The 22,129-nt window shown below is 40.4% G+C and carries 21 protein-coding genes; 4 read left to right on the plus strand and 17 right to left on the minus strand.

Going from position 1 to position 22,129, the window contains the following annotated elements; all coding sequences use genetic code 11:
* From aas to gpt, 7 genes are all read right to left on the minus strand, one after another.
* Nucleotides 1-2,148, minus strand: a complete 2,148-nt coding sequence (gene aas / locus M1F14_RS19240; RefSeq protein ID WP_181469121.1) for a bifunctional acyl-ACP--phospholipid O-acyltransferase/long-chain-fatty-acid--ACP ligase — start codon at nt 2,146-2,148, stop codon at nt 1-3.
* A gap of 137 nt (nt 2,149-2,285) precedes the next feature.
* Entirely contained in the window at nt 2,286-2,783 is a 498-nt protein-coding gene (gene aroL, locus M1F14_RS19245; RefSeq protein ID WP_181469120.1) for a shikimate kinase AroL, read from the minus strand.
* 128 nt (nt 2,784-2,911) lie between these two features.
* Entirely contained in the window at nt 2,912-4,165 is a 1,254-nt protein-coding gene (gene proA, locus M1F14_RS19250; protein ID WP_042848694.1) for a glutamate-5-semialdehyde dehydrogenase, read from the minus strand.
* 2 nt (nt 4,166-4,167) lie between these two features.
* On the minus strand, nt 4,168-5,271 hold the full coding sequence (gene proB, locus M1F14_RS19255; protein ID WP_042848747.1) for a glutamate 5-kinase: 1,104 nt from the start codon (nt 5,269-5,271) through the stop codon (nt 4,168-4,170).
* Between the two features lie 117 nt (nt 5,272-5,388).
* Complete coding sequence (crl, locus tag M1F14_RS19260; protein WP_042848695.1) at nt 5,389-5,790, minus strand: sigma factor-binding protein Crl; 402 nt, start codon at nt 5,788-5,790, stop codon at nt 5,389-5,391.
* Nucleotides 5,791-5,861: 71 nt separating this feature from the next.
* Entirely contained in the window at nt 5,862-7,112 is a 1,251-nt protein-coding gene (gene frsA / locus M1F14_RS19265; RefSeq protein ID WP_042848696.1) for an esterase FrsA, read from the minus strand.
* A gap of 192 nt (nt 7,113-7,304) precedes the next feature.
* The gene (gene gpt, locus M1F14_RS19270) at nt 7,305-7,769 is read right to left on the minus strand and encodes a xanthine phosphoribosyltransferase (protein ID WP_042848748.1); all 465 of its coding nucleotides are present in this window, start codon (nt 7,767-7,769) and stop codon (nt 7,305-7,307) included.
* 439 nt (nt 7,770-8,208) lie between these two features.
* Here gpt and pepD point away from each other — a divergent pair, with 439 nt between their 5' ends.
* Complete coding sequence (gene pepD / locus M1F14_RS19275; protein WP_042848697.1) at nt 8,209-9,669, plus strand: beta-Ala-His dipeptidase; 1,461 nt, start codon at nt 8,209-8,211, stop codon at nt 9,667-9,669.
* A 50-nt stretch (nt 9,670-9,719) separates the two neighbouring features.
* Here pepD and dinB read toward each other — a convergent pair whose 3' ends face one another.
* Nucleotides 9,720-10,775, minus strand: coding sequence for a DNA polymerase IV (gene dinB / locus M1F14_RS19280; protein WP_042848698.1), 1,056 nt, complete (start codon nt 10,773-10,775; stop codon nt 9,720-9,722).
* A 290-nt stretch (nt 10,776-11,065) separates the two neighbouring features.
* Between dinB and M1F14_RS19285 the strand changes: the two genes are divergently transcribed.
* Entirely contained in the window at nt 11,066-11,962 is an 897-nt protein-coding gene (locus M1F14_RS19285; protein ID WP_042848699.1) for a glycerophosphodiester phosphodiesterase family protein, read from the plus strand.
* Between the two features lie 316 nt (nt 11,963-12,278).
* A complete protein-coding gene (locus tag M1F14_RS19290) occupies nt 12,279-12,653 on the plus strand; it encodes a hypothetical protein (RefSeq protein WP_042848700.1) in 375 nt (124 codons plus the stop codon).
* 227 nt (nt 12,654-12,880) lie between these two features.
* Here the strand turns inward: M1F14_RS19290 and nqrM are convergent, their stop codons facing one another.
* From nqrM to M1F14_RS19330, 8 genes are all read right to left on the minus strand, one after another.
* On the minus strand, nt 12,881-13,108 hold the full coding sequence (nqrM, locus tag M1F14_RS19295) for a (Na+)-NQR maturation NqrM (protein ID WP_042848701.1): 228 nt from the start codon (nt 13,106-13,108) through the stop codon (nt 12,881-12,883).
* A gap of 18 nt (nt 13,109-13,126) precedes the next feature.
* On the minus strand, nt 13,127-14,158 hold the full coding sequence (locus M1F14_RS19300; RefSeq protein ID WP_048608233.1) for an FAD:protein FMN transferase: 1,032 nt from the start codon (nt 14,156-14,158) through the stop codon (nt 13,127-13,129).
* Nucleotides 14,159-14,392: 234 nt separating this feature from the next.
* A complete protein-coding gene (gene nqrF / locus M1F14_RS19305) occupies nt 14,393-15,619 on the minus strand; it encodes an NADH:ubiquinone reductase (Na(+)-transporting) subunit F (RefSeq protein WP_042848703.1) in 1,227 nt (408 codons plus the stop codon).
* 15 nt (nt 15,620-15,634) lie between these two features.
* On the minus strand, nt 15,635-16,231 hold the full coding sequence (nqrE, locus tag M1F14_RS19310; RefSeq protein WP_042848704.1) for an NADH:ubiquinone reductase (Na(+)-transporting) subunit E: 597 nt from the start codon (nt 16,229-16,231) through the stop codon (nt 15,635-15,637).
* Between the two features lie 4 nt (nt 16,232-16,235).
* Nucleotides 16,236-16,865: an NADH:ubiquinone reductase (Na(+)-transporting) subunit D gene (locus M1F14_RS19315; protein ID WP_042848705.1), complete on the minus strand. Its 630-nt coding sequence runs from the start codon at nt 16,863-16,865 to the stop codon at nt 16,236-16,238.
* On the minus strand, nt 16,858-17,652 hold the full coding sequence (locus M1F14_RS19320) for a Na(+)-translocating NADH-quinone reductase subunit C (protein WP_048608237.1): 795 nt from the start codon (nt 17,650-17,652) through the stop codon (nt 16,858-16,860). The genes M1F14_RS19315 and M1F14_RS19320 overlap by 8 nt, the downstream gene beginning before the upstream one ends.
* Nucleotides 17,645-18,883, minus strand: a complete 1,239-nt coding sequence (locus M1F14_RS19325; protein ID WP_042848707.1) for an NADH:ubiquinone reductase (Na(+)-transporting) subunit B — start codon at nt 18,881-18,883, stop codon at nt 17,645-17,647. The genes M1F14_RS19320 and M1F14_RS19325 overlap by 8 nt, the downstream gene beginning before the upstream one ends.
* A gap of 4 nt (nt 18,884-18,887) precedes the next feature.
* Nucleotides 18,888-20,231 carry a Na(+)-translocating NADH-quinone reductase subunit A gene (locus M1F14_RS19330; RefSeq protein WP_042848708.1) on the minus strand — a complete coding sequence of 448 codons (1,344 nt, stop codon included), beginning with the start codon at nt 20,229-20,231 and terminating at the stop codon, nt 18,888-18,890.
* Between the two features lie 414 nt (nt 20,232-20,645).
* Between M1F14_RS19330 and M1F14_RS19335 the strand changes: the two genes are divergently transcribed.
* Entirely contained in the window at nt 20,646-21,383 is a 738-nt protein-coding gene (locus M1F14_RS19335; RefSeq protein ID WP_042848709.1) for a murein L,D-transpeptidase family protein, read from the plus strand.
* Here M1F14_RS19335 and M1F14_RS19340 read toward each other — a convergent pair.
* Complete coding sequence (locus M1F14_RS19340) at nt 21,354-22,121, minus strand: class II glutamine amidotransferase (protein ID WP_042848710.1); 768 nt, start codon at nt 22,119-22,121, stop codon at nt 21,354-21,356. The two genes, M1F14_RS19335 and M1F14_RS19340, sit on opposite strands and share 30 nt — an antisense overlap.
* Between the last annotated feature and the right edge of the window lie 8 nt (nt 22,122-22,129).

The following is a 22,129-nucleotide window of genomic DNA, read 5'->3' on the forward strand; positions in this document are numbered from 1 at the left end:
TTATTCATCCTTTAACGCCATCTGTTTTAGTGTAACAAAGTCCGTTTTACCACTTCCCAAAACTGGCAGTTCTTTTACTAAACGAATATCACGCGGGACAGCTAATTCAGTTAAGCCTTTGCTTTTCGCTGCCGCAGACAATGCGCTGCGGTCTAATTCTTTATCTGTCGTGAATAAAACAAGCGCCTCACCCTTACTACTATCAGGCTTAGTGACAACGCCATGATTCTCATTTGGTGAAATACCCGCGACCATTTGTTCAATACTTTCAAGAGAAACCATTTCCCCTGCAAGTTTTGCAAAACGCTTAACACGACCTTTAATAGTACAGAAGTTTTGATTGTCTAAAGTAACGATATCACCCGTGTCATACCAGCCATCTTCTAATTCACCTTGCTCATTTTCCGCTTTAGGCGTTTCTAAGACACCAGGGGCTTCAACACGTAAATACCCCTTCATGATATTTGGCCCTTTTAGCTGTAATTTCCCCCCCTGTTCAATACCTGGGATAGGGATAATCCTCGCCTCCATTTCGGGTAAAATTTGACCTACTGAACCTTCTTTAGCGGCCATTGGTACGTTAATTGAAACGATAGGAGCACATTCAGTCACCCCATACCCTTCAAGGATACGAATACCAAATTTATCAAACCAGATTTTTTTAGTTTTCTCAGAGAGCTTTTCAGCGCCAGCAACGACATAGCGCAAACGTGCAAAATCATACTGATGCGCAAAACGCGCATAATTACCTAAAAATGTCGAAGTCCCAAAAAGCACTGTACAATTTTTGTCATAGACCAATTCCGGAATGACTCGATAGTGCAAAGGGCTTGGATAAAGAAACACTCGGCTTCCTGAAAATAGAGGAATGAACAAACCAACAGTTAGACCAAATGCATGGAATAATGGTAATGATGACATAAAACGGTCACGAGGAGTGAAGTCAGCAATGGTCTTAATTTGCTCAACATTCGCCATTAAGCTCCCGTGGCTATGAACCACCCCTTTCGGTGTTCCCTCTGACCCTGAAGTGAATAGCACGATCGCTTCATCTGTCGTTTTGCGCGGGATAACGGCTTTACGTGGATTAAATAAATGCTTAACAATCCAAAGTTTATCTTGCCATGTCACTGTATCTTTTAAATCTTCAAGGTAAATCCAGTTAGCTTCAGTAACTTGCTCGGGAATATGCGTTAAATGACCTTTTTCTAAAAATTGGCGAGAGGTAAATACGACAGTGGCTGCAGATGCTTTTAATGCATTACTGATCCCATGGCTTCCCGCAGTATAATTCAGCATCGCAGGGACTCGTCCCCTCATTAGGGCCCCAAAAATAGCCGCAGCCGTAACTGTTGTATTTGGCAATAATAAGCCTACACGCTCATTTTCATGGGTATAACGTTCTATAATACGCCCGACTCCCAGAGCTTTTTTCAATAAGCTTTGGTAGGAGTCTTCTTTAAAAGCGATATCTTCAATACAGGGCGTATATCGACCAAACTTATGAACACTTTGAATAAACTCTTCGACCAATGTGACTTGGGGCAAACAAGCCATACGCGCAGATTTCATAATTTGGTACAAATGCTCTCCAGCTAAGGCTCGGCGCTCAACAGCTCGAGGGGCTTGAGGCATAGGAATGCTTTGTGCAGGCAAAATATGTAATGTGATTTTTGGGAACCATTTTAATGGAATAATGCCTTTTAACCGACCAAAGTGACTGCGCTCCGCACCTTCAATACGAATAGGAACAACTTTTGCCTCCGACTTTGCAGCAACAAATGCAGCCCCTTCATAGATTTTCATTAAAGAACCATGCACAGTAATACGCCCTTCTGGAAAAATGACGATTGGGCGCCCTTTTTCCACCTCTTTAACAAGGTGACGTATCCCTAAAGGGTTAGCAGGGTCAAGAGGAACAATATCCGCATAAGGTTTAAGACGCTTCACCATTTTTGGTGTCGCAAATGATGAATACACAGCAAATACAGGTTTTACAGGTAAAAAAAGTGCAATCAAAACACCATCAAGGAAAGAAACATGATTGGGTGTAATCAAGCATTTATCTTGATTAAATTCTTTTGCATCACCGGTAACTTGGACGCGAAATAAAAATTTAAGTATTGCCTTGATGATGTTTGCCAACATAATGAATCCCTATATTATGATTATGTTTTATATGCAAATAAGTGAAGTATTTCCGTTATCATACCTATCTTACTTAGCTCTGCTCTTTCTACTAAGCGGTATATTCCGAAAACGTACTTTACTGATACCTAATTAGTTTAAGTCAAATCATTAAGTTGCGCGATAATATCATCAATGGATTGTGTGGCATCAATAACATGGTGTGCCGTCGCACGGTAGATAGGTTCTCTTTGCTGCATAACTTCTTCAATTTCTTCAACTAATGATTTGCCTGTTAAGCTTGGCCGCTGGTCAGCTTGTGGCTCTGCGGCTAGGCGTTTAGCTAAAATGTCAGGCTTAGCATTTAAATAAATCACTGTCCCGTTATCACGCATGATCTTCTGGTTTTCCTCAGCAAGAACCAGCCCGCCCCCTGTTGAAACAATCGTTTTATCTTGAAGAATTGATTTTAACGTTTCCGTTTCTAATTGACGAAAATATTCCCATCCGTACTGTTCAACAATTTCTGCTATCGTTTTACCCGCTCTTTCGAGTATCAATTTATCTGTATCAACAAACTGGTAGCCTTTAGATTCAGCCAATTTTTTACCAATTGTCGTTTTACCCGAACCTCTTGGACCGATAATGTAAAACATTAATTTCCACCCCATCATCATGAATACTAAGCAAAACTGGTTATGTATCTGCTTATGAAAGTTGCCTAATGCGGCAAATAATAAAAAATAAAGCCACACAAGTGTGGCCTATTAATCTATTTTAGTCTTTATGGGCGATTTAAAAAATCGCCATAACCAACCCATTTATAGGTTGTTAAGGCATCTAGCCCCATAGGGCCTCGAGAATGTAATTTCTGAGTGCTAACCGCAACCTCTGCCCCTAAACCAAATTGCCCACCATCTGTGAAGCGAGTACTCGCATTCACATAAACAGCCGCCGAATCGACACACTGTACAAAATAATCTGCTTGGCGGATAGACTCGGTCAAAATAGCATCAGAATGCGCAGTACCATATTGGCGAATATGGTTAATAGCGGCGTCAATGTCATCAACAATCTCTACGTTGAGGTCTAAGGATAACCATTCATCAACCAAATTTTCAGGTTTTACATCAACAACTGTTGCTGGGCCTTGTTCCAATAATGGCATTGCTTTTTCACTAGCGTGCAGTGTGACTTGCTGTTCAGCCATTTTCTCACTTAAAAATGGTAAGAAATTACCCGCAATATCTTTATGAACTAGCAAAGTTTCCAGTGAGTTACAAGCACTTGGGCGCTGTACTTTTGCATTGATGATTACGTTAATCGCTTTATTAAAATCAACTGACTCATCGACAAAGGTGTGGCAAACACCTATACCGCCGGTGATCACAGGGATCGTTGATTGCTCACGACATAATTTATGTAACCCCGCACCACCACGAGGGATCAGCATATCAATATAACGATCTAATTTTAATAATTGAGAAACTAATTCACGATCAGGGTTATTGATAGCTTGTACAGATTCTTCTGGCAACCCACTATTTTTGAGTGCTTTTTGGATAACACTCACCACAGCAAGGTTCGTATTATGGGTTTCTTTACCACCACGTAGAATGACTGCATTACCGGTTTTTAAACATAACGAAGCCACATCGACAGTGACGTTTGGACGCGCTTCGTAAATCACCCCGACAACACCTAGAGGTACGCGTCGGCGCTGTAAGTTTAAACCGCTATCAAGCTGGCTACCATCAATGATTTGCCCAACAGGGTCAGCAAGCTGACAAACCTTTCTGACATCATCAGCAATGCTTTTCAAGCGTTCTGGAGTCAGCAATAGACGGTCTTGTAAGGCTTCTGCCATACCACTGGCTTTTGCCTGTTCCATATCCTGCTGGTTAGCAGATAATATCACCGCGCTTTCTTTTTCTAGTAATTCAGCAATTTGCAATAGTGCCGAGTTTTTTTGTTTGGTGCTTAGCTGAGCTAATTGCCATGACGCTGCTCGTGCAGCCTTACCCATTGTTTCTAACATAATTAACTCACTATCATATCGTCACGATGAACAGCGACTGAGCCGTGTTCATAGCCAAGTATTCTGCCAATTTCTTGTGAATGATGACCTGCTATCATCCTTAGTGCATCACTATTATAGTGACTAACACCGTGTGCAAGGTCTTTCCCCGCCATATTTAGAATACGGATCACGGCGCCTCGGGAAAAATCACCTTCAATCTTTTTAATTCCTTTTGGTAACAATGAGCTACCTTTTTCTATAATTGCTAATTGTGCACCATCATCAATATACACATCACCCGCAGCTGGCGCCCCGAAAATCCAACGTTTACGATTTTCCATGGGGTTTTTCTGCCCATAAAAACGAGTCCCCACTGGAATATTTTCAATCACAGCGCTAATGACATCAGGTTTATTACCTGCTGCGATAATAACATCTATCCCTGCGCGGCCAGCAACATCAGCCGCTTGTAGCTTAGTTGCCATGCCCCCTGTACCTAAACCGCTGACACTTCCCCCTGCCATTTGACGAAGCTCGTCGTTGACACCATAGACTTCAGGAATTAATTTCGCATTTGGGTTGCTACGGGGGTCTGCATCATATAGACCTTCTATATCAGTCAGTAGCAACAGTTTATCAGCATCACCAAGAATAGCGGCTAATGCGGATAAATTATCGTTATCACCGACTTTTATTTCTGCTGTCGCAACGGCATCGTTCTCATTAATGACGGGAATAATGCCATTATTCAGTAATGCTTGTAAGGTATCTCGAGCATTTAGAAAACGCTCACGGTCTTCTAAATCTGCACGTGTTAACAGCATTTGCCCTATGTGGATCCCGTAAATGGAGAACAACCTTTCCCACAACTGAATAAGACGACTTTGGCCGACTGCCGCAAGCAACTGTTTAGATGCAATGGTAGCCGGCAATTCGGGGTAATTTAAGTGTTCGCGACCCGCGGCAATTGCCCCTGATGTCACAATGATAATACGGTGCCCTTTTTCATATTGCTGCGCACACTGTCTGACTAACTCAACAATATGAGCTTGATTCAAACGGCGCGAGCCCCCTGTTAGCACACTGGTTCCTAGCTTAACAACCAGCGTCTGGCTATTTTTCATCATTTTTCTGCCATTAGGATTAAGAAAACAAAAAAGTAGATACCATTTTTATCAGGAGAAGCGCGTTATGCCAACAGGCATAACGCAAAATTCAACAAAAGTTGGTTTAAAACAAATTTATGCGCTTAATTCCAGTTTTAATTCTGCCATTAGTGGCGAAGGGAAGAGGCTTAACTCAAGCTCAAGTAATTGCTTAGTAAGTGCTTGATGAAATGATACTAAATTTTTTTCAACGGCTTCAGTGGTAGCCGCATCTTTGAATGCTTTGACTTGCCAACTACCATGGCTATTATAAATACCAAAATGATAAGTGAACTCAAAGCCTTTTTCAGTTGCAACTAATTTTAACCACCACCCCCAAAATTCACGTTTCTCAGGCGCAATACTCGCATTAATACAAACAACAAGGCTATCGAATATATAACAGCCATTGATACATTGTTTTTCGCGTAAATAAGGCCCCATTGCAGCAAATTTCTTTAAATACTTTCCATTTGAATAATCAGTCGGTAAAGCCATGTTAAGGATCTCCTTCTTGGGTAGACCCCTTTTTAACAAATGGGAAAAAATAAGCAAGATATTAAATATAATTAAAGTATTTTTACTTTCAGCCAATTAGTAGTTTCACTTAGTGCCTTTTCAAAATTAGCAAAAACAGGCTGACTTGGTAGTATTATTGTATCTGCATCCATTGATGAACGCCGAATTAGATCCGATTCTGCTTTCGGACTATAGATATCATCTTTTAAGCTTACCGATAACATCGGAACTTTGCTTCTTTTTCCTAAAAGGCCCTGATTTTTAAGTGAATAACAACTCAATTCATGACGTAAAGCGGCACCATCAACCTGATAAATTCCCAAACGACTCGCGAACACATCCAAAACTACCCGAGGAATATCTTGTTGATATTTCTCTTCGTGCAATAAACTATGCACAATTGGACCTATGACAGCGACTGCTTTAATTTTTTCTGGGCACATATAAGCTAATCTTAAGGCTATATTGGCACCAAAGCGCATCCCGACAATACCGAAGCGGGTATGGTCAATCCATGCAATATCCTCAAGCTGGCGAACAATTTGCTCATGCAATGTTGTTGTTTCTTGTGTCAATTTATGTTTTATCGAATAACCAATAGAAGGCATATCGAGCGTTAGCATCGCAATACCTAATGGTTCGAGATAATCGCGAAAATAGCGACAAAAATCGATTTGTAAGCTGTCTAACATGCCGCAAATCATGACGGTAGGATAAGGCCCCTGACCGTGGGATGGGATATGTAAAAAGCCACAAACTTCTTTCCCATCATCCACTTTGAATGCAATTTTCTTTAACCGATATTCTGAAAATTTGGCAGCATTATCATAGGCTTTACACGCTAATAAAATAGCTTGGTCTGCTAGTTCATCCCCTTTAATAAAAGGGTATGCTGCGATACTGTATAAATTTGCGGCTCGCAACCATGCATTACCCGCGTCCGGCCCTTGCTCGAATTCCAAAGCTTTCTGTTGCCAGCGCATAGCCTGCTGTGACCATTCGAAGCACCAATTCCCACGCCTATTACCAATGACGGTATCCAACTGGGTTTCATTACTGCGTGGCGCATCGGAAACTGCTATTCGGCTAAGTACCTCTTCAATTTCTAGTGCATCAATACCACGCCAAATCCAAATTAGCCGGTTGATCATACGATACCAGCCAACATGATGAGAACCACTTAGAACGCTATGAGCTTTTATCAGAGGAGTCGTTTCTGACGAGTAGGATACAAGTGTCGACGTTTCAACTTGTCTGACTCTAGGTTTGAAAAGTTTTTCTGAAAGGTTTTGCTGAGTCATCCCTATTTCCTTGTCTACCTGAGCTGAATTGTGCCAAAAAACCAAAAATAAGGGGAATGCAAAAATGCACTCCCCCGAGATTATATCGCGTTTGACTCAAAAATTTTAGGTATTTATGTGTTATGCCTATGAGGAAAAACCCCAAAGGCTGTTAATGACAATCTATTACCAGAAAATAAGTTTAACTTCGATTTATTTGTCTTGTTCACACAATGGCTTTATAAAAGCAACGCCCATATCCCAAGGCTGCTCTATCCATGTGTCTTGCGGGATATCAACCACATAGTCATCAACTAATGGACGACCAGCTGGCTTAGCGAAGATAGTAACAAAGTGTGCTTTTGGATACATATCACGAATAGCTTGCGCTGTACCACCGGTATCGACCAAATCGTCAATGACGATATAGCCTTCGCCATCACCTTCAGCGCGCTTTATAATTTTTAATTCGCGTTGATTATCATGGTCATAGCTAGATATACATACGGTATCAACGTTACGAATGCCCAGTTCACGTGCAAGAAGCGCGCCTGGAACAAGACCACCACGGCTAACCGCGATAATACCGGTCCATTGTTCTACTGGTAATAAACGTTGTGCGAGTTTACGGGCATGTATTTGCAACATATCCCACGTTACGACATATTTTTCGCTCATAAAATTCGGGTCCCGACTGCTGAGTAAATCTGAAATGTGTCTTGCGGAAAAAAGGTTGCGCGAGATTATAGTGATTTGGCGCGTTAAAAACCAGTAAAAAGCATCATTCGCCATTAATTATTATCATTTACACTATCCATTCTTCAAAAGAAAGTGTTATCCTGAGATTATAAAAGATGCAGCCTTTAATTCGAAACTTCAGGCTGTTAGGTCATAATTACAGCAATATTCCTTTTAAAAATTGAAGCTGAAATTAACGTTGGTTGCCAATCAGTTCCTACATGGGTTATTCAGGATATTATTCCTAAATAGTTCAATTTGTAGCTAGGCGGCAAATGAGTAAATCCTTTGAGGATACATAAGTATATGCTTGGAGTTTACGAGTGAAGCCAACAATGCTACAGATTGAAATATAAAGGGAAAATAAAAGGAGAGAAACGTGTCTGAGCTAGCTACATTATCCCCCCAACCGCTATGGGACATCTTCGCTACCATCTGCTCTATTCCGCACCCTTCATATCATGAAGAAGCTTTAGCTGCGCATATTATCGACTGGTCAAAACAAAAAGGTTTTCATGTAGAACGCGACGAAGTTGGTAATATTTTGATCCGTAAACCTGCAACAACGGGTTACGAAAACCGCAAAGCAGTAGTCTTGCAAGCACACCTAGACATGGTGCCACAAAAAAATAATGACACTGTGCATGACTTTAAAACAGACCCAATCCGCCCATATGTTAATGGTGAATGGGTGACCGCTGAAGGTACAACTTTAGGCGCAGATAACGGTATTGGTTTAGCTTCTGCATTGGCGGTTCTGGCTGATGACAGTGTCGAGCATGGGCCTATGGAAGTTTTACTCACCATGACTGAAGAAGCTGGCATGGAAGGTGCGTTTGGTCTAAAAGCAGGTTGGCTACAGGCGGATATTCTGATTAACACCGACTCTGAAGAGGAAGGTGAGATCTATATGGGTTGTGCGGGAGGGGTTGATTTCACAACAACATTTGATCTACTGCGTGAACCTTTACCACAAGGTTATCAGACGTTTACTTTAACCCTAAAAGGGTTAAAAGGTGGTCACTCCGGTGGTGATGTTCACTTAGGCTTAGGTAATGCGAATAAATTACTCGCACGCTTCCTTGCTGGACATGCAGAAGACTTAAGCCTGAAATTATTAGAATTTAGAGGCGGTACCGTACGTAATGCTATCCCACGTGAAGCGCATGCAATTATCTCTGTTCCGACAGAAAAAGTTGCTGAACTGACAGCATTAAGAGAACGCTACGAAGGTATTTTAAAGAATGAGTTAGCCGTTATAGAACCTAACCTTGTTCTACTCTTAGATGAAACACAAAGTGACTTGAAAGCACTGTCTGATGATTGCCAAAAACGTTTTACGTTCTTCTTAAATGCTGCACCTAATGGCGTAATTCGCATGAGTGATGTGGCTGTAGGTGTCGTAGAAACATCGCTTAATGAGGGCGTTGTTCGCATGACAGAAGACCAAGCGGAAGTTATCTTCCTTGTTCGCTCACTGATTGATAGTGGCAAAAACTATGTTGTTAACATGCTCACTTCTATTAGTAAATTAGCACAAGCACAGTACCGCGCTGAGGGGAGCTACCCAGGTTGGCAACCAGATGCCGATTCAGCCGTAATGCACTTAGTGAGTGAAACTTATAACAAGCTATTTGGTAAAATCCCAAATGTGATGGTGATCCACGCAGGCCTTGAGTGTGGCTTATTCAAAAAGCCTTACCCAGATATGGATATGGTATCAATTGGGCCAACCATTCGTGGTGCTCACTCTCCTGATGAAAGAGTGCATATTGCAAGTGTTGGTGAATATTGGAAACTGTTGACCGCTGTTTTAAAAGCAATCCCGGTTAAAGGTTAAAACCTGATCATAACTGAAACATCTGCCATTCATTATGGTAGATGTTTTATTTATAGTTCTAATAACAATTGCCTTTCCAATTGAGGGCTTTGTAACATAACATGCAACCCAACTAATCGTACCCCTCGCTGTTCACGTCGATTAACCCAAACTTGTTTTGCCAACTGGACTAAATCTTGCTTATTAAGCATTGGGTAAACATGCTCTTGTGTTGTTTGTTGAAAATCATCAAATTTAAACTTTACGCCTTGGCGCGCAATGCGTAAATCAGGCTTCACTTTAGCTAAACGCAATTGCAGTTCATCATAAAGTTTATCTAATAATAAAAGGCAATCATTCCATTCATGAATATCTTCAGCGAGAGTCCGCTCAACACCAACGGATTTCCTTAGTCTATCTGGGTTTACAGGCCGTTCATCGATACCGTGACAACGCTCCCATAGTACCTGCCCAAACTTCCCCATGCTTTTAATCAGTGTAACAACGTCATAGTTTTGCACATCAGCACAAGTCGTTAGCCCCATATCTGCTAGCTTTTGTGCGGTGACTTTTCCCACTCCTGGAATTTTTCTTAGTGGTAAAGTCAGAATGAATTGATCAATATTTTGCGGGGTGATCACAAATTGCCCATTTGGTTTATTCATATCAGAGGCGATTTTAGCAAGGAACTTGATAGGGGCTATCCCCGCTGAGGCTGTCAATTGTAATTCATCAAAAATTTGCTGACGAATTGCCTCTGCGATTAACGTAGCTGAACCATGTAATTGTGAGCAGTCAGTCACATCAAGATAAGCTTCATCGAGGGAAAGCGGCTCGATTAAATCTGTATATCGCGCAAAAATCTTACGTATATGAATGGACGTTTCTTTATATAACGCCATTCTCCCTGAAACGACTTTAAGTTGAGGGCAAAGCCTTAGAGCAATAGCGGTAGACATGGCACTATGTACGCCATAACGACGAGCTTCATAGTTTGCGGTGCTGATCACACCACGGCGATCGGCACTTCCTCCTACCGCAATAGGAATACTACGCAAGCTTGGGTCATCACGCATTTCGATGGCTGCATAAAAGCAATCCATATCAATATGTATAATTTTACGCACAAGTTAGCCCACACAATCAATCAACTGATTAAATATACAGTATTATTATTAGCCGTGCAATCTGGGCCTATTCGCTGACATCAATTCTAAAATAGCAGATAACCTAATGATAATAAAAATAATTAATATTATTGAAATAATAGTCTGCCACACTATATAACAGCATTTGTTATTTAAAGTTTGTCTTAAAAACAATCGTAAATACTTACTTTACCGTGAAAATGTAATAAAACAGATGCGTCCTTTTCACTCATTATACTTTATAAAAAATTCTTTTATGGATGATACCTATGGCAATTCTATCAACATCAAAATATGTTAAAACTATGGCGTCAGTTATTCTACTTCTTGCAAGTCAAACTGCTTTAGCATTATCACCACAAATTGTTGCACACAGAGCCGGTACTGCTGATGCACCGGAAAATACAACTTATGCAATTGATTTAGCAAAAGAAAATAAAGCCGATGCTATTTGGCTAACAGTACAATTAAGTAAAGATAATCAATTAGTTTTATATCGCCCAAGTGATTTAGACTCGTTAACAGAAAAAAAAGGGCCAGTATCTGCTTATACCGCAGAGCAATTAAGTCATATCAATGCTGCCTATAAGTTTAGTAAAAAACATAACCAACAATTCCCTTTGCAAAAAACAACAATTAATACATTAGAAGCTGTTCTACAGAAATACCCTAATACCACTTTCTATATTGACTTAAAATCCCCTGATGCCGACCCTGCTCAGCAAGCACAAGCTATCCTTACATTATTAAATAAGACTAAGGCATTTAAACAAGTCCGTTTTTATTCAACTAATGATGCCTTTCTAACGGCATTAAAGTCTCTTTCACCTCAATTCCAATTATTTGAAAGCCGTGATGAAACAAGAACAATGCTAGCGAATAGTGTTATGAGTCGCCAATGCCCTATAGAAAATGATAAAGATAATACTCGCTGGTATGGTTTCGAGCTTCATCGTAAAGTTGAAGTTGTTGAAAAGTATACTTTAGGTGAAGCTCGTTCACCTGCAACCTTATCATGGGATAAAAACGCTATCGATTGTTTTAGAAAAAATGGTAAAGCGTATATTATTGTATTTGGTGTCAATAACGAAAAAGACTATCAACTCGCAAAAGAAATTGGTGTTGATGCCGTAATGGTTGATTCCCCAAAAAACTTCAAAAAATAATCTAATAATTAAGCTATTTTATTTTGAATTATGTTTAATCAAATAAATTAGCTTAATTTCCTTACCTAAACTACCTCCTATTTTATTTTTATAACACTTTAATGTTAATCATTATTTACATCTACTTTAAATAAAACCAATATTAAAAAGTGCAATATTTTCTTGACTTCTATTTTTAGAAAAAATTAAAAATACCAGTTTATAATAATACTATTTTTTATTTAAACTACTAATTTAATTTCAATAATTACCTTTAAAAACTAACTAGCCCTATTATTACAAAATGACCTTTCATTATAAATATCAAGAGGATAAAATGTCCAAATCAAAAGGAACAATCTCTATTGAAAATAAATGGGATGAAGACTTTAAAAAAGTCGAAATTATTTATCAAAGCAGTGAAGATGATGTAGATAAGGCTTTTATTACCTATAATATAAGGGCTCAACAAACGCATAATGATGTATTTGATATCGAATACTCATCCACGGGGAAAAGTTCATGGATAGGAACAGTTACCACTTCTAGCGGCCAAAAATGGAGTAGTGGAAGTCCCCTAAAATGTAATGCAAACAAAGCCGAGAATTGCAAAATTATCATTAAATTTGATGGATACCGTAAAGAAATGGGTGTCATATATACCCCAAAAAATTCATGCCATAAGAAAATGAGTCAACTAAAATCTATATAATAAAATAGAAGAATAATGCTGTTTAAATATTATACGAATAGTATATTCGGCTATTATTGCTGTCATTGACACTAGAAATAAAACCGCATTGATATACCTTAACTCCCTTCCATTATAGCTAGTTATACGACAAAAATGCGGATACCGTTTTAACTGGCTAATGCTATAAAAAAACCTTAGCCATATACTTTATATGGCTAAGGTTTAGAAAACAGATAGATTAAATACTAAAGTATGCGGTTTTTTTCCAGCATCTTTTGGCGAGCTTCTTCACGTGCCATGCGTTTTTTGCGGGCGTCACAAGGCTCAGGGCAATCGCATACTTTATCAACCCCGATACTACTTAAGCCGCCACAACTACCTTGAATACTTTTACGCTTGAAAATATACCCAAGAGACATTCCCAAAAACGCCAGCAAGAACAGTGCAAAGGCGGCAATAAAAATATTTAGCATTCCTTTATCCTCCCCGAATTACTGCTTCTTGGTTAAAAATGGTTCGAATGCTTTAGTATAACGCTCTTCAAAACCTTTATCTGTCTTAACAATCATAAAAACAGGAATATTCATTTTCTCAGCTAAGGCAAAGCCAGCTTCAGGCCCTAGCACATTTAGCCCTGTTGATAGCCCATCGGCACTCATACAGTTATCTGCAATAACCGTAATAGAAACTAGATTATGGGTAATCGGTCGCCCTGATTTTGGGTCAATAGTATGAGAAAAACGAACTCCATCCTGTTCAAAATAGTTACGGTAATCCCCAGAGGTTGCAATTGAGCTATCTCCAGGCTCGATAACTTCTTGCGCTGTTTGGCTTACACCATCTGCCGCAGGTTTTTCAATGGCAATACGCCAAGGCGCCTCTTTACCATTGGTACCTTTAGTGCGCACTTCACCACCAATATCAACCATGTAGTTGTTGATACCCGCTGACTCTAAGTATTCAGCAACAACGTCTACACCATAGCCTTTCGCAATTGATGAAAGATCTACATATAGTTCAGGAATGGTTTTGACTAGGTTATTGTCTTGAACGGATAATTTGTCAATCCCTACCCATGCTCTGCGCTTGGCCAATTCTTCATCTGAAGGGGCTTTAGTGACTCTCCCTTCTGGGCCAAACCCCCATAAGTTAACTAAAGGCCCAACAGTTACATCTAAAGAGCCATCTGTGATTTTATTAATCTCAATAGCTTTTTTAACAACTGTTGCAGTTGCTGCGGAGACAGGGAATGGTGTATTTATGTCTTTAGACTGGTTAAAACGACTTAACTCAGAGTCAGGTCGGTAAGTTGACATCTGGTCATTAACTTCTTCTAAGCGCTTATCTATCTCAGCTTGAATCGCTTCAGGTTTTGCCCCTGAAGAATCCGTAACATATTTAACCGAGTAATAAGTGCCCATTGTTTGTCCCTGAAGATTTTGTTGCTCTGGCCCACCACAAGCAGCAAGAAACAGGGTCGCGACAAACAGAAGTATTGGGGTATAAATTCTTTTACTTAGCATCGTTTTCTCCGCGTCAATCATGAGCGAGTCTGTAGAAGTCGCTCAGACTATTAACACACTTTACATCGTCACCCATGCAGAGAATGTTTCAGTCAAAATAATTATTAACTTACTAATTACCAATTAGATAATTAGTAATTAGCCATCATTGTTAAATTACAAAGAGGGAAGTAGCTTCCCTCTTTAAAGTGTTATCACTGTACTAACCTTGTTAAGTACAATAAACCTAATAACTTAACCACCAAAGTCATCTAGTAAGATGTTTTCATCTTCAACACCAAGGTCTTTAAGCATCTTAATTACAGCAGCATTCATCATTGGAGGCCCACACATATAGAACTCACAATCCTCTGGTGCTGGGTGATCTTTTAAGTAATTGTCATACAGAACATTATGGATAAAGCCGGTATAACCATCCCAGTTATCCTCTGGTAAAGGATCTGAAAGTGCAATATTCCATGTAAAGTTTTCGTGTTCCGCGGCAAGTTGGTCAAAATCTTCTGTATAGAACATTTCGCGAACTGAACGAGCCCCATACCAGAAACTAATTTTACGCTTAGAATTTAAACGGCGCAATTGGTCAAATATGTGGGAACGCATTGGCGCCATACCCGCACCACCACCGATAAACACCATTTCAGCTTCAGTTTCTTTTGCAAAGAACTCACCAAATGGACCGGAAATTGTCACTTTATCCCCTGGTTTTAATGACCAAATATAAGAGGACATAATTCCTGGTGGAACATCTGGGTTACGTGGCGGAGGCGTTGCTATCCGCACGTTTAACATAATAATGCCGTATTCTTCAGGGTAGTTGGCCATTGAATAGGCACGTACAGTAGGCTCTTTAACCTCTGAAACATAACGGAATAGGTTAAATTTATCCCAGTCTTCACGATACTCTTCAGGTACATCGAAATCTTCATATTTAACAATATGTTCAGGGCATTCAATTTGAATAAAACCACCGGCACGGAAAGGAACAACCTCCCCTTCTGGTATCTTCAATCTCAGCTCTTTAATGAAAGTGGCTTTATTGTCATTAGAAATAACTTCGCACTCCCACTTTTTCACACCAAAGATTTCTTCTGGAAGCTCAATTTTTAAATCTTGCTTAACGTTAACCTGACAAGCTAAACGACAACCTTCTTTTGCTTCTCGCTTATTAATGTGGGAAAGTTCTGTCGGCAGAATATCACCACCACCCTCTTTGATTGTCACACGGCACTGGCCGCATGAACCACCACCACCACAAGCAGATGAAACAAAAATACCTTGGTTAGATAGCATACCTAACAGCTTATCGCCAGCTGGAGCCTCAAAGCTTTTGTCAGGGTCGCCATTTACTTCAACTTTGATGTTCCCTGTATTGACTAACTTGGATTTTGCAAACAGGATTAAGCCTGTAAGCACCAAGACAATCAGGGTAAACATCACTACACCTAAAATAATAATTTCCATGAATTCTTCTCGCCTTTATAGCTGCACACCGGAGAAGGACATAAAGCCCAATGCCATCAAGCCGGTTGTCACAAAGGTGATACCTAACCCTTTTAGACCCGCTGGAATATCTGAGTACTTCATTTTCTCACGGATAGCTGCCAACAAGACAATGGCAAGCATCCAACCGATCCCCGAGCCAAACCCATACACTATCGATTCGCTAAAGTTATAATCGCGTTGAGCCATGAAAGAAACACCACCGAAAATTGCACAGTTAACAGTAATCAATGGCAAGAAGATACCAAGTGCGTTATACAGTGATGGGAAGTAACGATCCAAAATCATCTCAAGGATCTGAACCAATGCAGCAATAACACCGATAAAGGTGATGAAGTTCAAAAAGGATAAATCAATACCCTCTGCTATTGCCCCATCACGCAACACTAAGTTATACACCAAGTTATTAGCTGGAACAGAGATACCAAGAACGACAGTTACTGCGATCCCCAGTCCAAAGGCTGTTTTAACATTCTTTGAAACAGCGAGAAAAGTACACATACCTAAAAAGAATGCTAACGCCATATTTTCAATAAAAATGGATTTAACAAATAGGCTAATATAGTGTTCCATGTGATTAGTCCTTCTCTACCTGAGCTGGTTTCAGGATACGTAGTCCCCAAATCAGCATACCGATGATAAAGAATGCACTTGGCGCGAGGAGGAACAAGCCATTAGGCATGTACCAGCCACCGTTTTGCAGTGATTCAAAGACAGTGATACCAAACAGTTTGCCGGAGCCAAATAATTCCCTAAAGAAACCGACTAATACAAGGATCACACCATAGCCAAGACCATTACCGATACCATCCATAAAGCTTTCTATTGGTGGCGCTTTCATTGCATAAGCTTCAGCACGCCCCATTACGATACAGTTAGTAATAATCAAACCAACGAATACTGAAAGTTGCTTTGATATTTCATAGGCATACGCACGTAAAATTTGGTCAACCACGATGACGAGAGAAGCGATGATTGCCATCTGTACAATAATACGCACACTGCTTGGAATATAATTTCTAATCAGTGAAATAAAGAAGTTAGAAAATGCCGTAACTAATGTTACCGCAATGGTCATAACCAATGCTGTTTCTAACTTAGTTGTTACTGCTAATGCAGAACAGACCCCCAGTATTTGCAAAGCAATTGGGTTGTTATCTAATAGTGGTCCAAGTAGGACGCGTTTTATTTCTTTTGAATCAGCCATTATTCAGCGCTCCTTCACGTACTTTTTTCAGGAACGGACCAAAGCCGTTATCCCCTAACCAAAAATCAAACATATGTTGAATTCCGTTTGACGTTAGGGTTGCACCTGAAAGGCCATCGATACCGTATGGGCTATCTGTGGCACCACCACGTACGATTTTAATTGCCGGAATACCCTGTTCATTGAACAGTTTTTTACCCGGCCATTGGGCTTTCCATTGTGGGTTATCGACTTCGCCACCTAAACCTGGTGTTTCACCATGCGAGTAGTAAGTGATACCGCGTGAGGTTACCCCATCAACATCGATTGCCACAAACGCATACATTACAGACCACAAACCTGAACCATAAACAGGTAAAATAATTTGTGATACTTTGCCGGCATCATCTTTCACTAAATAGATTTCAGCACTATTGGCGCGACGGCGAATTTTTGCGATATCCTCTGCTGGAGAAAGGGCAATACTGGTTTCATCGCTACGTAGCTCAGCATTTAGGTCATAACGGCTAGTGCTGTCAGATAGTTCATTCGTTTTGAAATTCAAAAGCTTAGGTTCGATGCGCTCCCCATAAACTTTTTGGATTTCTTCTGCGGTCATTTTAGGCTGCATTAAACCTGCCACGCTTAAAATATTACGCTGAGTATCTAACTGAATTTGTTCTTGCTGCTTCGGCTTCAAACCAACTGCAGCACCTGCGACAACAACAGAACAAACTAGACAAAGGATAAAAATGACTAGAAATGTTCTACCGACGCTATCTTTATTAATTGGTTTATCATTAGCCACGAGCTTTTCTCCGCTTAATATTTGCTTGAACGACCAGATAGTCAAACAAAGGAGCAAACAGGTTGGCGAACAGAATAGCCAGCATCATCCCTTCAGGATAAGCCGGATTTACTACCCTGATAAGTACACACATTACGCCGATCAGAATGCCATATGCCCATTTACCTTTATCAGTGAATGAAGCGGATACTGGGTCTGTCGCCATAAAAATCATACCAAATGCAAAGCCACCCAGAACCATATGCCACCACCAAGGCATGGCAAATAACGGATTGGTGTCTGAACCAATAGCATTAAATAGGTAAGACATGGCAATCATACCAACCATGACACCCGCCACAATACGCCATGATGCAATGCGGAAGAACATGATGAGTGCGCCACCAATAAACAACATCAGCGTCGAAACTTCACCGATCGAGCCTGGCATATTACCTAAGAACGCTTGCATCCAAGTGATAGGCTCACTTGTTACTGTGTTCATTAGCGCGTGTTCGCCACCTGAAGCCCACTGTGATAATGGAGTTGCTCCCGAGAAACCATCCGCTGCAGTCCAAACCAAGTCACCGGAGATTTGAGCAGGGTAAGCAAAGAATAAAAATGCACGACCCGCTAACGCAGGGTTTAAGAAGTTACGCCCTGTACCACCGAAAATTTCCTTAGCAATCACGACACCGAAGGTAATACCAAGAGCCGCTTGCCATAAAGGAATTGTTGGAGGCACAATCAAAGCAAACAAGATAGAGGTTATAAAGAAGCCTTCGTTGATTTCATGACCACGGATCATGGCAAACAACACTTCCCAGAACCCACCGACAAGGAAAACAACGGCATAAATAGGAAGAAAATAAACTGCACCAAGCAGCATTTTACTTCCCCAACCAGCATCCATTGACAGCGAGGCACCTAAAAATTGTGCCAAACTATAATGCCAGTCACTCGCGAGTACTTGCTGTAGCTCTGCTCCACTATACAGTTGATGAAGTGCAGGGATAGCTTGGTTGCCTACGTTGTACATCCCCCAGAACATTGCAGGGAAAACAGCAAGCCAGACTAAAATCATCATGCGCTTCAGGTCAATAGTGTCCCTGACATGAGAACGACCTTTCGTCACCGTTCCCGGTGTATAGAACACTGTAGAAACTGCTTCATACAATGCATAGTATTTAGCGAGTTTTCCACCGGGCTCAAAATGGTGTTCATACTTTTCAAATAAATTTTTCAGACCCATGGAATCACCCTTCTAGCTCAATCTTGGTCAGAACATCACGTAATACTGGACCATACTCGTACTTCGCTGGGCAAACATAGGTACATAAACCTAAATCTTCTTCGTCCAACTCTAAACAGCCCAATTCTTGTGATGTATCGGTATCTCCAGCGAGGAGATCGCGCAACAAATGAGTGATCATGATGTCAAGAGGCATAACACGCTCATAGTTACCAATTGGTACCATTGAACGCTCACCGCCGTTCATTGTTGTCGTAAAATTAAAGCGCTTATTTTTCAGGAAATGCCCGATCGTAGTACGAGTGATCGTAAATTTATTAACACCAGGCATAATCCAGCCAAATAGTTCTTTATCGCGACCTTCGGCTAATACAGAGACTTGATTGTGAAAACGACCAAGATAATGATGGGTATCATCACAAGTTACGCCCCAAAGGACAGAGCCTGAAATAATACGGTTTTCGCCCGCTTTAAGCTGGCCTTGAGTTAATTCATATAAATCAGCGCCAAGGCAAGTGCGTAATAAACGCGGCTTTTCAACCTGTGGCCCTGCCAATGAAACGATACGGTCAGTATAAAGCTGCCCAGTGACAAACAGCTTACCAATCGCAATAACGTCTTGGTAATTAAGGCTCCATACCTTTTTCTTGATGCTTACTGGCTCCAAGAAATGGATATGAGTCCCCGCTAACCCAGCAGGATGAGGACCCGCAAACTGGGTGTATGAAATCTGGCTATGAGCCTCAACTTTTGGTAAATCCCCCTCTCCATGACATACATGGATTTTACCTTCTGTTAAATGGCTAAGGACTAATAACCCATCGTTAAATGCCTGTTCTTGTTCACGAATAACCAAAACGGCATCAGCAGCAAGAGGGTTTGTGTCCATTGCAGTAACAAAAATAGCGCTAGGTGAAGAACCTGGTTGTGGCGAACGACTAAATGGACGCGTTCTTAAAGAGGTCCACAAACCTGATTTAATCAGATTATCTTCGACTTGTTCTCTGGTTAATGCAGATAACTCAGTACGAGTATAAGCTGCAAAGTTTTCCTGTTCATCACCGTCAATTTCAATGACAACAGATTGAAGCACACGACGCTCACCACGATGAATAGCAACAATTTTACCACAGGCTGGACTTGTAAAAACAACCCCCGGATTCTTTTTATCTTCAAAAAGAACCTGCCCTTTTATGACACGTTCACCTTCTTTAACCAGCATCGAAGGACGCATTCCGACATATTCTTCACCTAGCACAGCTACGTGTTGAATTTTCGGGCCGTCTTCTATCACTTGGGCTGGCTCACCTGCGATGGGAAGGTTAAGGCCTTTTTTAATTTTAATCATAAGATCTGCACAAGTTTATCAGTTAAACCCTAAGCTAACGATTCAGCAATGAATGATAGCGACTCAGTAATAAAAACAGCTCAAGCCACTTTCGCCACTTAAGCAGGTATTTTCACATAATTGTTACTAAATTTTTTCTTCTGCCGGACGTAATTTTATCAGTTCCCACTCACTATGTCCGTCTATAGAAGTGACATAGTTCAAGCAAATTGCATTAATATTTAAATTTTTCTGTTAACAATTCGAAATTGCCGAACTATAACATCACCTTTATCGATTGCTGATTACTATTTAACCGATAAAGATTCATCTAAAAACTATTAACAAGCTATATTAATTTTCTATTTACTCGTCTAAAATGCATAAATTCTGTATTCTTTTTAATCAGTGAAAACTTCTACATTTGGCCTTAGTATGAAATTAAGTAAATTTTTTAGTGCAATTTTTCCATTTGTACTCATATATCCACCTGTAATTCAGGCGAGCAACTCTTCATTTATACTTAAGAATAATGCTTTGGATAATCAAAATTCATCTATTTTTATTCAAATATTTAAGCAAGAGGGTTTACTCGAACTCTATCAAAAAACCCCTTCTGGAAAATATAAGCTGACCAAAACTTACCCAATTTGTAAGTTTTCTGGGGGCCTTGGCCCGAAAAAAATAGAAGGAGACCTCAAAAGCCCTGAGGGATTTTATCAAATTACCGCAGAACAGCTCAACCCAAATAGTCGGTATTACCGATCTATCAATATTGGATTCCCTAATGAATACGATAAAGCACAAGGTTACAGCGGTAGTTACCTAATGATCCATGGCAGTTGCGTTTCTGTAGGATGCTATGCCATGACAGATAAATATATGGGTGAAATTTATCAAACCGTCGAAACTGCCTTATTAAATGGCCAGCCAACCATCAATGTCAGCATCTACCCATTTAAGATGACAAATGAAAATATGACGCGCTACAGAAACTCAAGTCACTATTCATTTTGGAAACAGCTACAGCCTGCTTACGAATACTTTAACCAAACAGGAAGACCCGCAGAAATTTCAGTGACATTAGGTAAATACGCGGTAGTTAGCTTACCAGATACCCCAACGAAATTATTAGGATCTAAATCACAATATGCGCTCACCAAGATGGAATAATACAAAGTTACCTGGCTCGATCCGCTGCCAATTTTCATTTCCCGTTAAAGGTTGAGTTGCAATAACAGAAACAATATCAGTGGGTGTGGTGCATTGCTCGAAATCAATTTCAATATCTTGATCTAATAATTTCGCTTTACCAAAGGGTGCTCTACGCGTCAGCCAATGTAAATTCGTTGAACTAAACGCCATCAAATATTGCCCATCAGAGAGCAACATATTAAACACCCCTTTATGACGTAGCTGATCCGCCAATGTCGCGACAAAACGAAACACGCTTTTCCAATTGGAGGGTTTTCGTGGGTACTTTTCACTTAACTGATGTAAAATCCAGCAAAATATCCATTCGCTATCAGTTTCACCGATAGGCCAATAACGCCCTGTTTTCAATGAACGATAGCCCTTTAATTGGCCATTATGAGCATAAGTCCAATTGCGCCCCCACAATTCACGCGTAAAGGGATGTGTATTGACTAATGATACATCACCTTGATTTGCTTGCCGAATATGCGCAACAATCGTTTCTGATTTGATAGGATATTCCTGCACAAAGCGGGCAACGGGTGATAAAAAACTTGGTTGAGGATCTTTAAATGTGCGACATCCCAAGCCTTCATAGAACGTAATTCCCCAGCCATCTTTGTGTGGACCGGTATGCCCACCTCGAGAAATTAACCCACTAAGACTAAACGTAATATCAGTTGGAACATTGGCACTCATGCCAAGTAACTCACACATTTAAAGGC

This window comes from Providencia sp. PROV003 (genome assembly GCF_045040775.1).
GTDB classification, from domain to species: Bacteria; Pseudomonadota; Gammaproteobacteria; order Enterobacterales; family Enterobacteriaceae; genus Providencia; species Providencia huashanensis.

Coding starts and splice junctions, on each gene's coding strand:
- nqrE (WP_042848704.1), bottom strand. CDS start 16,231: ATGGAACACTATATTAGCCTATTTGTTAAATCCATTTTTATTGAAAAT.
- aas (WP_181469121.1), bottom strand. CDS start 2,148: ATGTTGGCAAACATCATCAAGGCAATACTTAAATTTTTATTTCGCGTC.
- gpt (WP_042848748.1), bottom strand. CDS start 7,769: ATGAGCGAAAAATATGTCGTAACGTGGGATATGTTGCAAATACATGCC.
- nqrM (WP_042848701.1), bottom strand. CDS start 13,108: ATGCTAAATATTTTTATTGCCGCCTTTGCACTGTTCTTGCTGGCGTTT.
- frsA (WP_042848696.1), bottom strand. CDS start 7,112: ATGACTCAGCAAAACCTTTCAGAAAAACTTTTCAAACCTAGAGTCAGA.
- M1F14_RS19340 (WP_042848710.1), bottom strand. CDS start 22,121: ATGTGTGAGTTACTTGGCATGAGTGCCAATGTTCCAACTGATATTACG.
- M1F14_RS19335 (WP_042848709.1), top strand. CDS start 20,646: ATGAAATTAAGTAAATTTTTTAGTGCAATTTTTCCATTTGTACTCATA.
- aroL (WP_181469120.1), bottom strand. CDS start 2,783: ATGTTTTACATTATCGGTCCAAGAGGTTCGGGTAAAACGACAATTGGT.
- M1F14_RS19325 (WP_042848707.1), bottom strand. CDS start 18,883: ATGGGTCTGAAAAATTTATTTGAAAAGTATGAACACCATTTTGAGCCC.
- M1F14_RS19300 (WP_048608233.1), bottom strand. CDS start 14,158: ATGCTAAGTAAAAGAATTTATACCCCAATACTTCTGTTTGTCGCGACC.
- proB (WP_042848747.1), bottom strand. CDS start 5,271: ATGAAAAATAGCCAGACGCTGGTTGTTAAGCTAGGAACCAGTGTGCTA.
- proA (WP_042848694.1), bottom strand. CDS start 4,165: ATGTTAGAAACAATGGGTAAGGCTGCACGAGCAGCGTCATGGCAATTA.
- nqrF (WP_042848703.1), bottom strand. CDS start 15,619: ATGGAAATTATTATTTTAGGTGTAGTGATGTTTACCCTGATTGTCTTG.
- M1F14_RS19290 (WP_042848700.1), top strand. CDS start 12,279: ATGTCCAAATCAAAAGGAACAATCTCTATTGAAAATAAATGGGATGAA.
- crl (WP_042848695.1), bottom strand. CDS start 5,790: ATGGCTTTACCGACTGATTATTCAAATGGAAAGTATTTAAAGAAATTT.
- M1F14_RS19330 (WP_042848708.1), bottom strand. CDS start 20,231: ATGATTAAAATTAAAAAAGGCCTTAACCTTCCCATCGCAGGTGAGCCA.
- M1F14_RS19315 (WP_042848705.1), bottom strand. CDS start 16,865: ATGGCTGATTCAAAAGAAATAAAACGCGTCCTACTTGGACCACTATTA.
- M1F14_RS19285 (WP_042848699.1), top strand. CDS start 11,066: ATGGCAATTCTATCAACATCAAAATATGTTAAAACTATGGCGTCAGTT.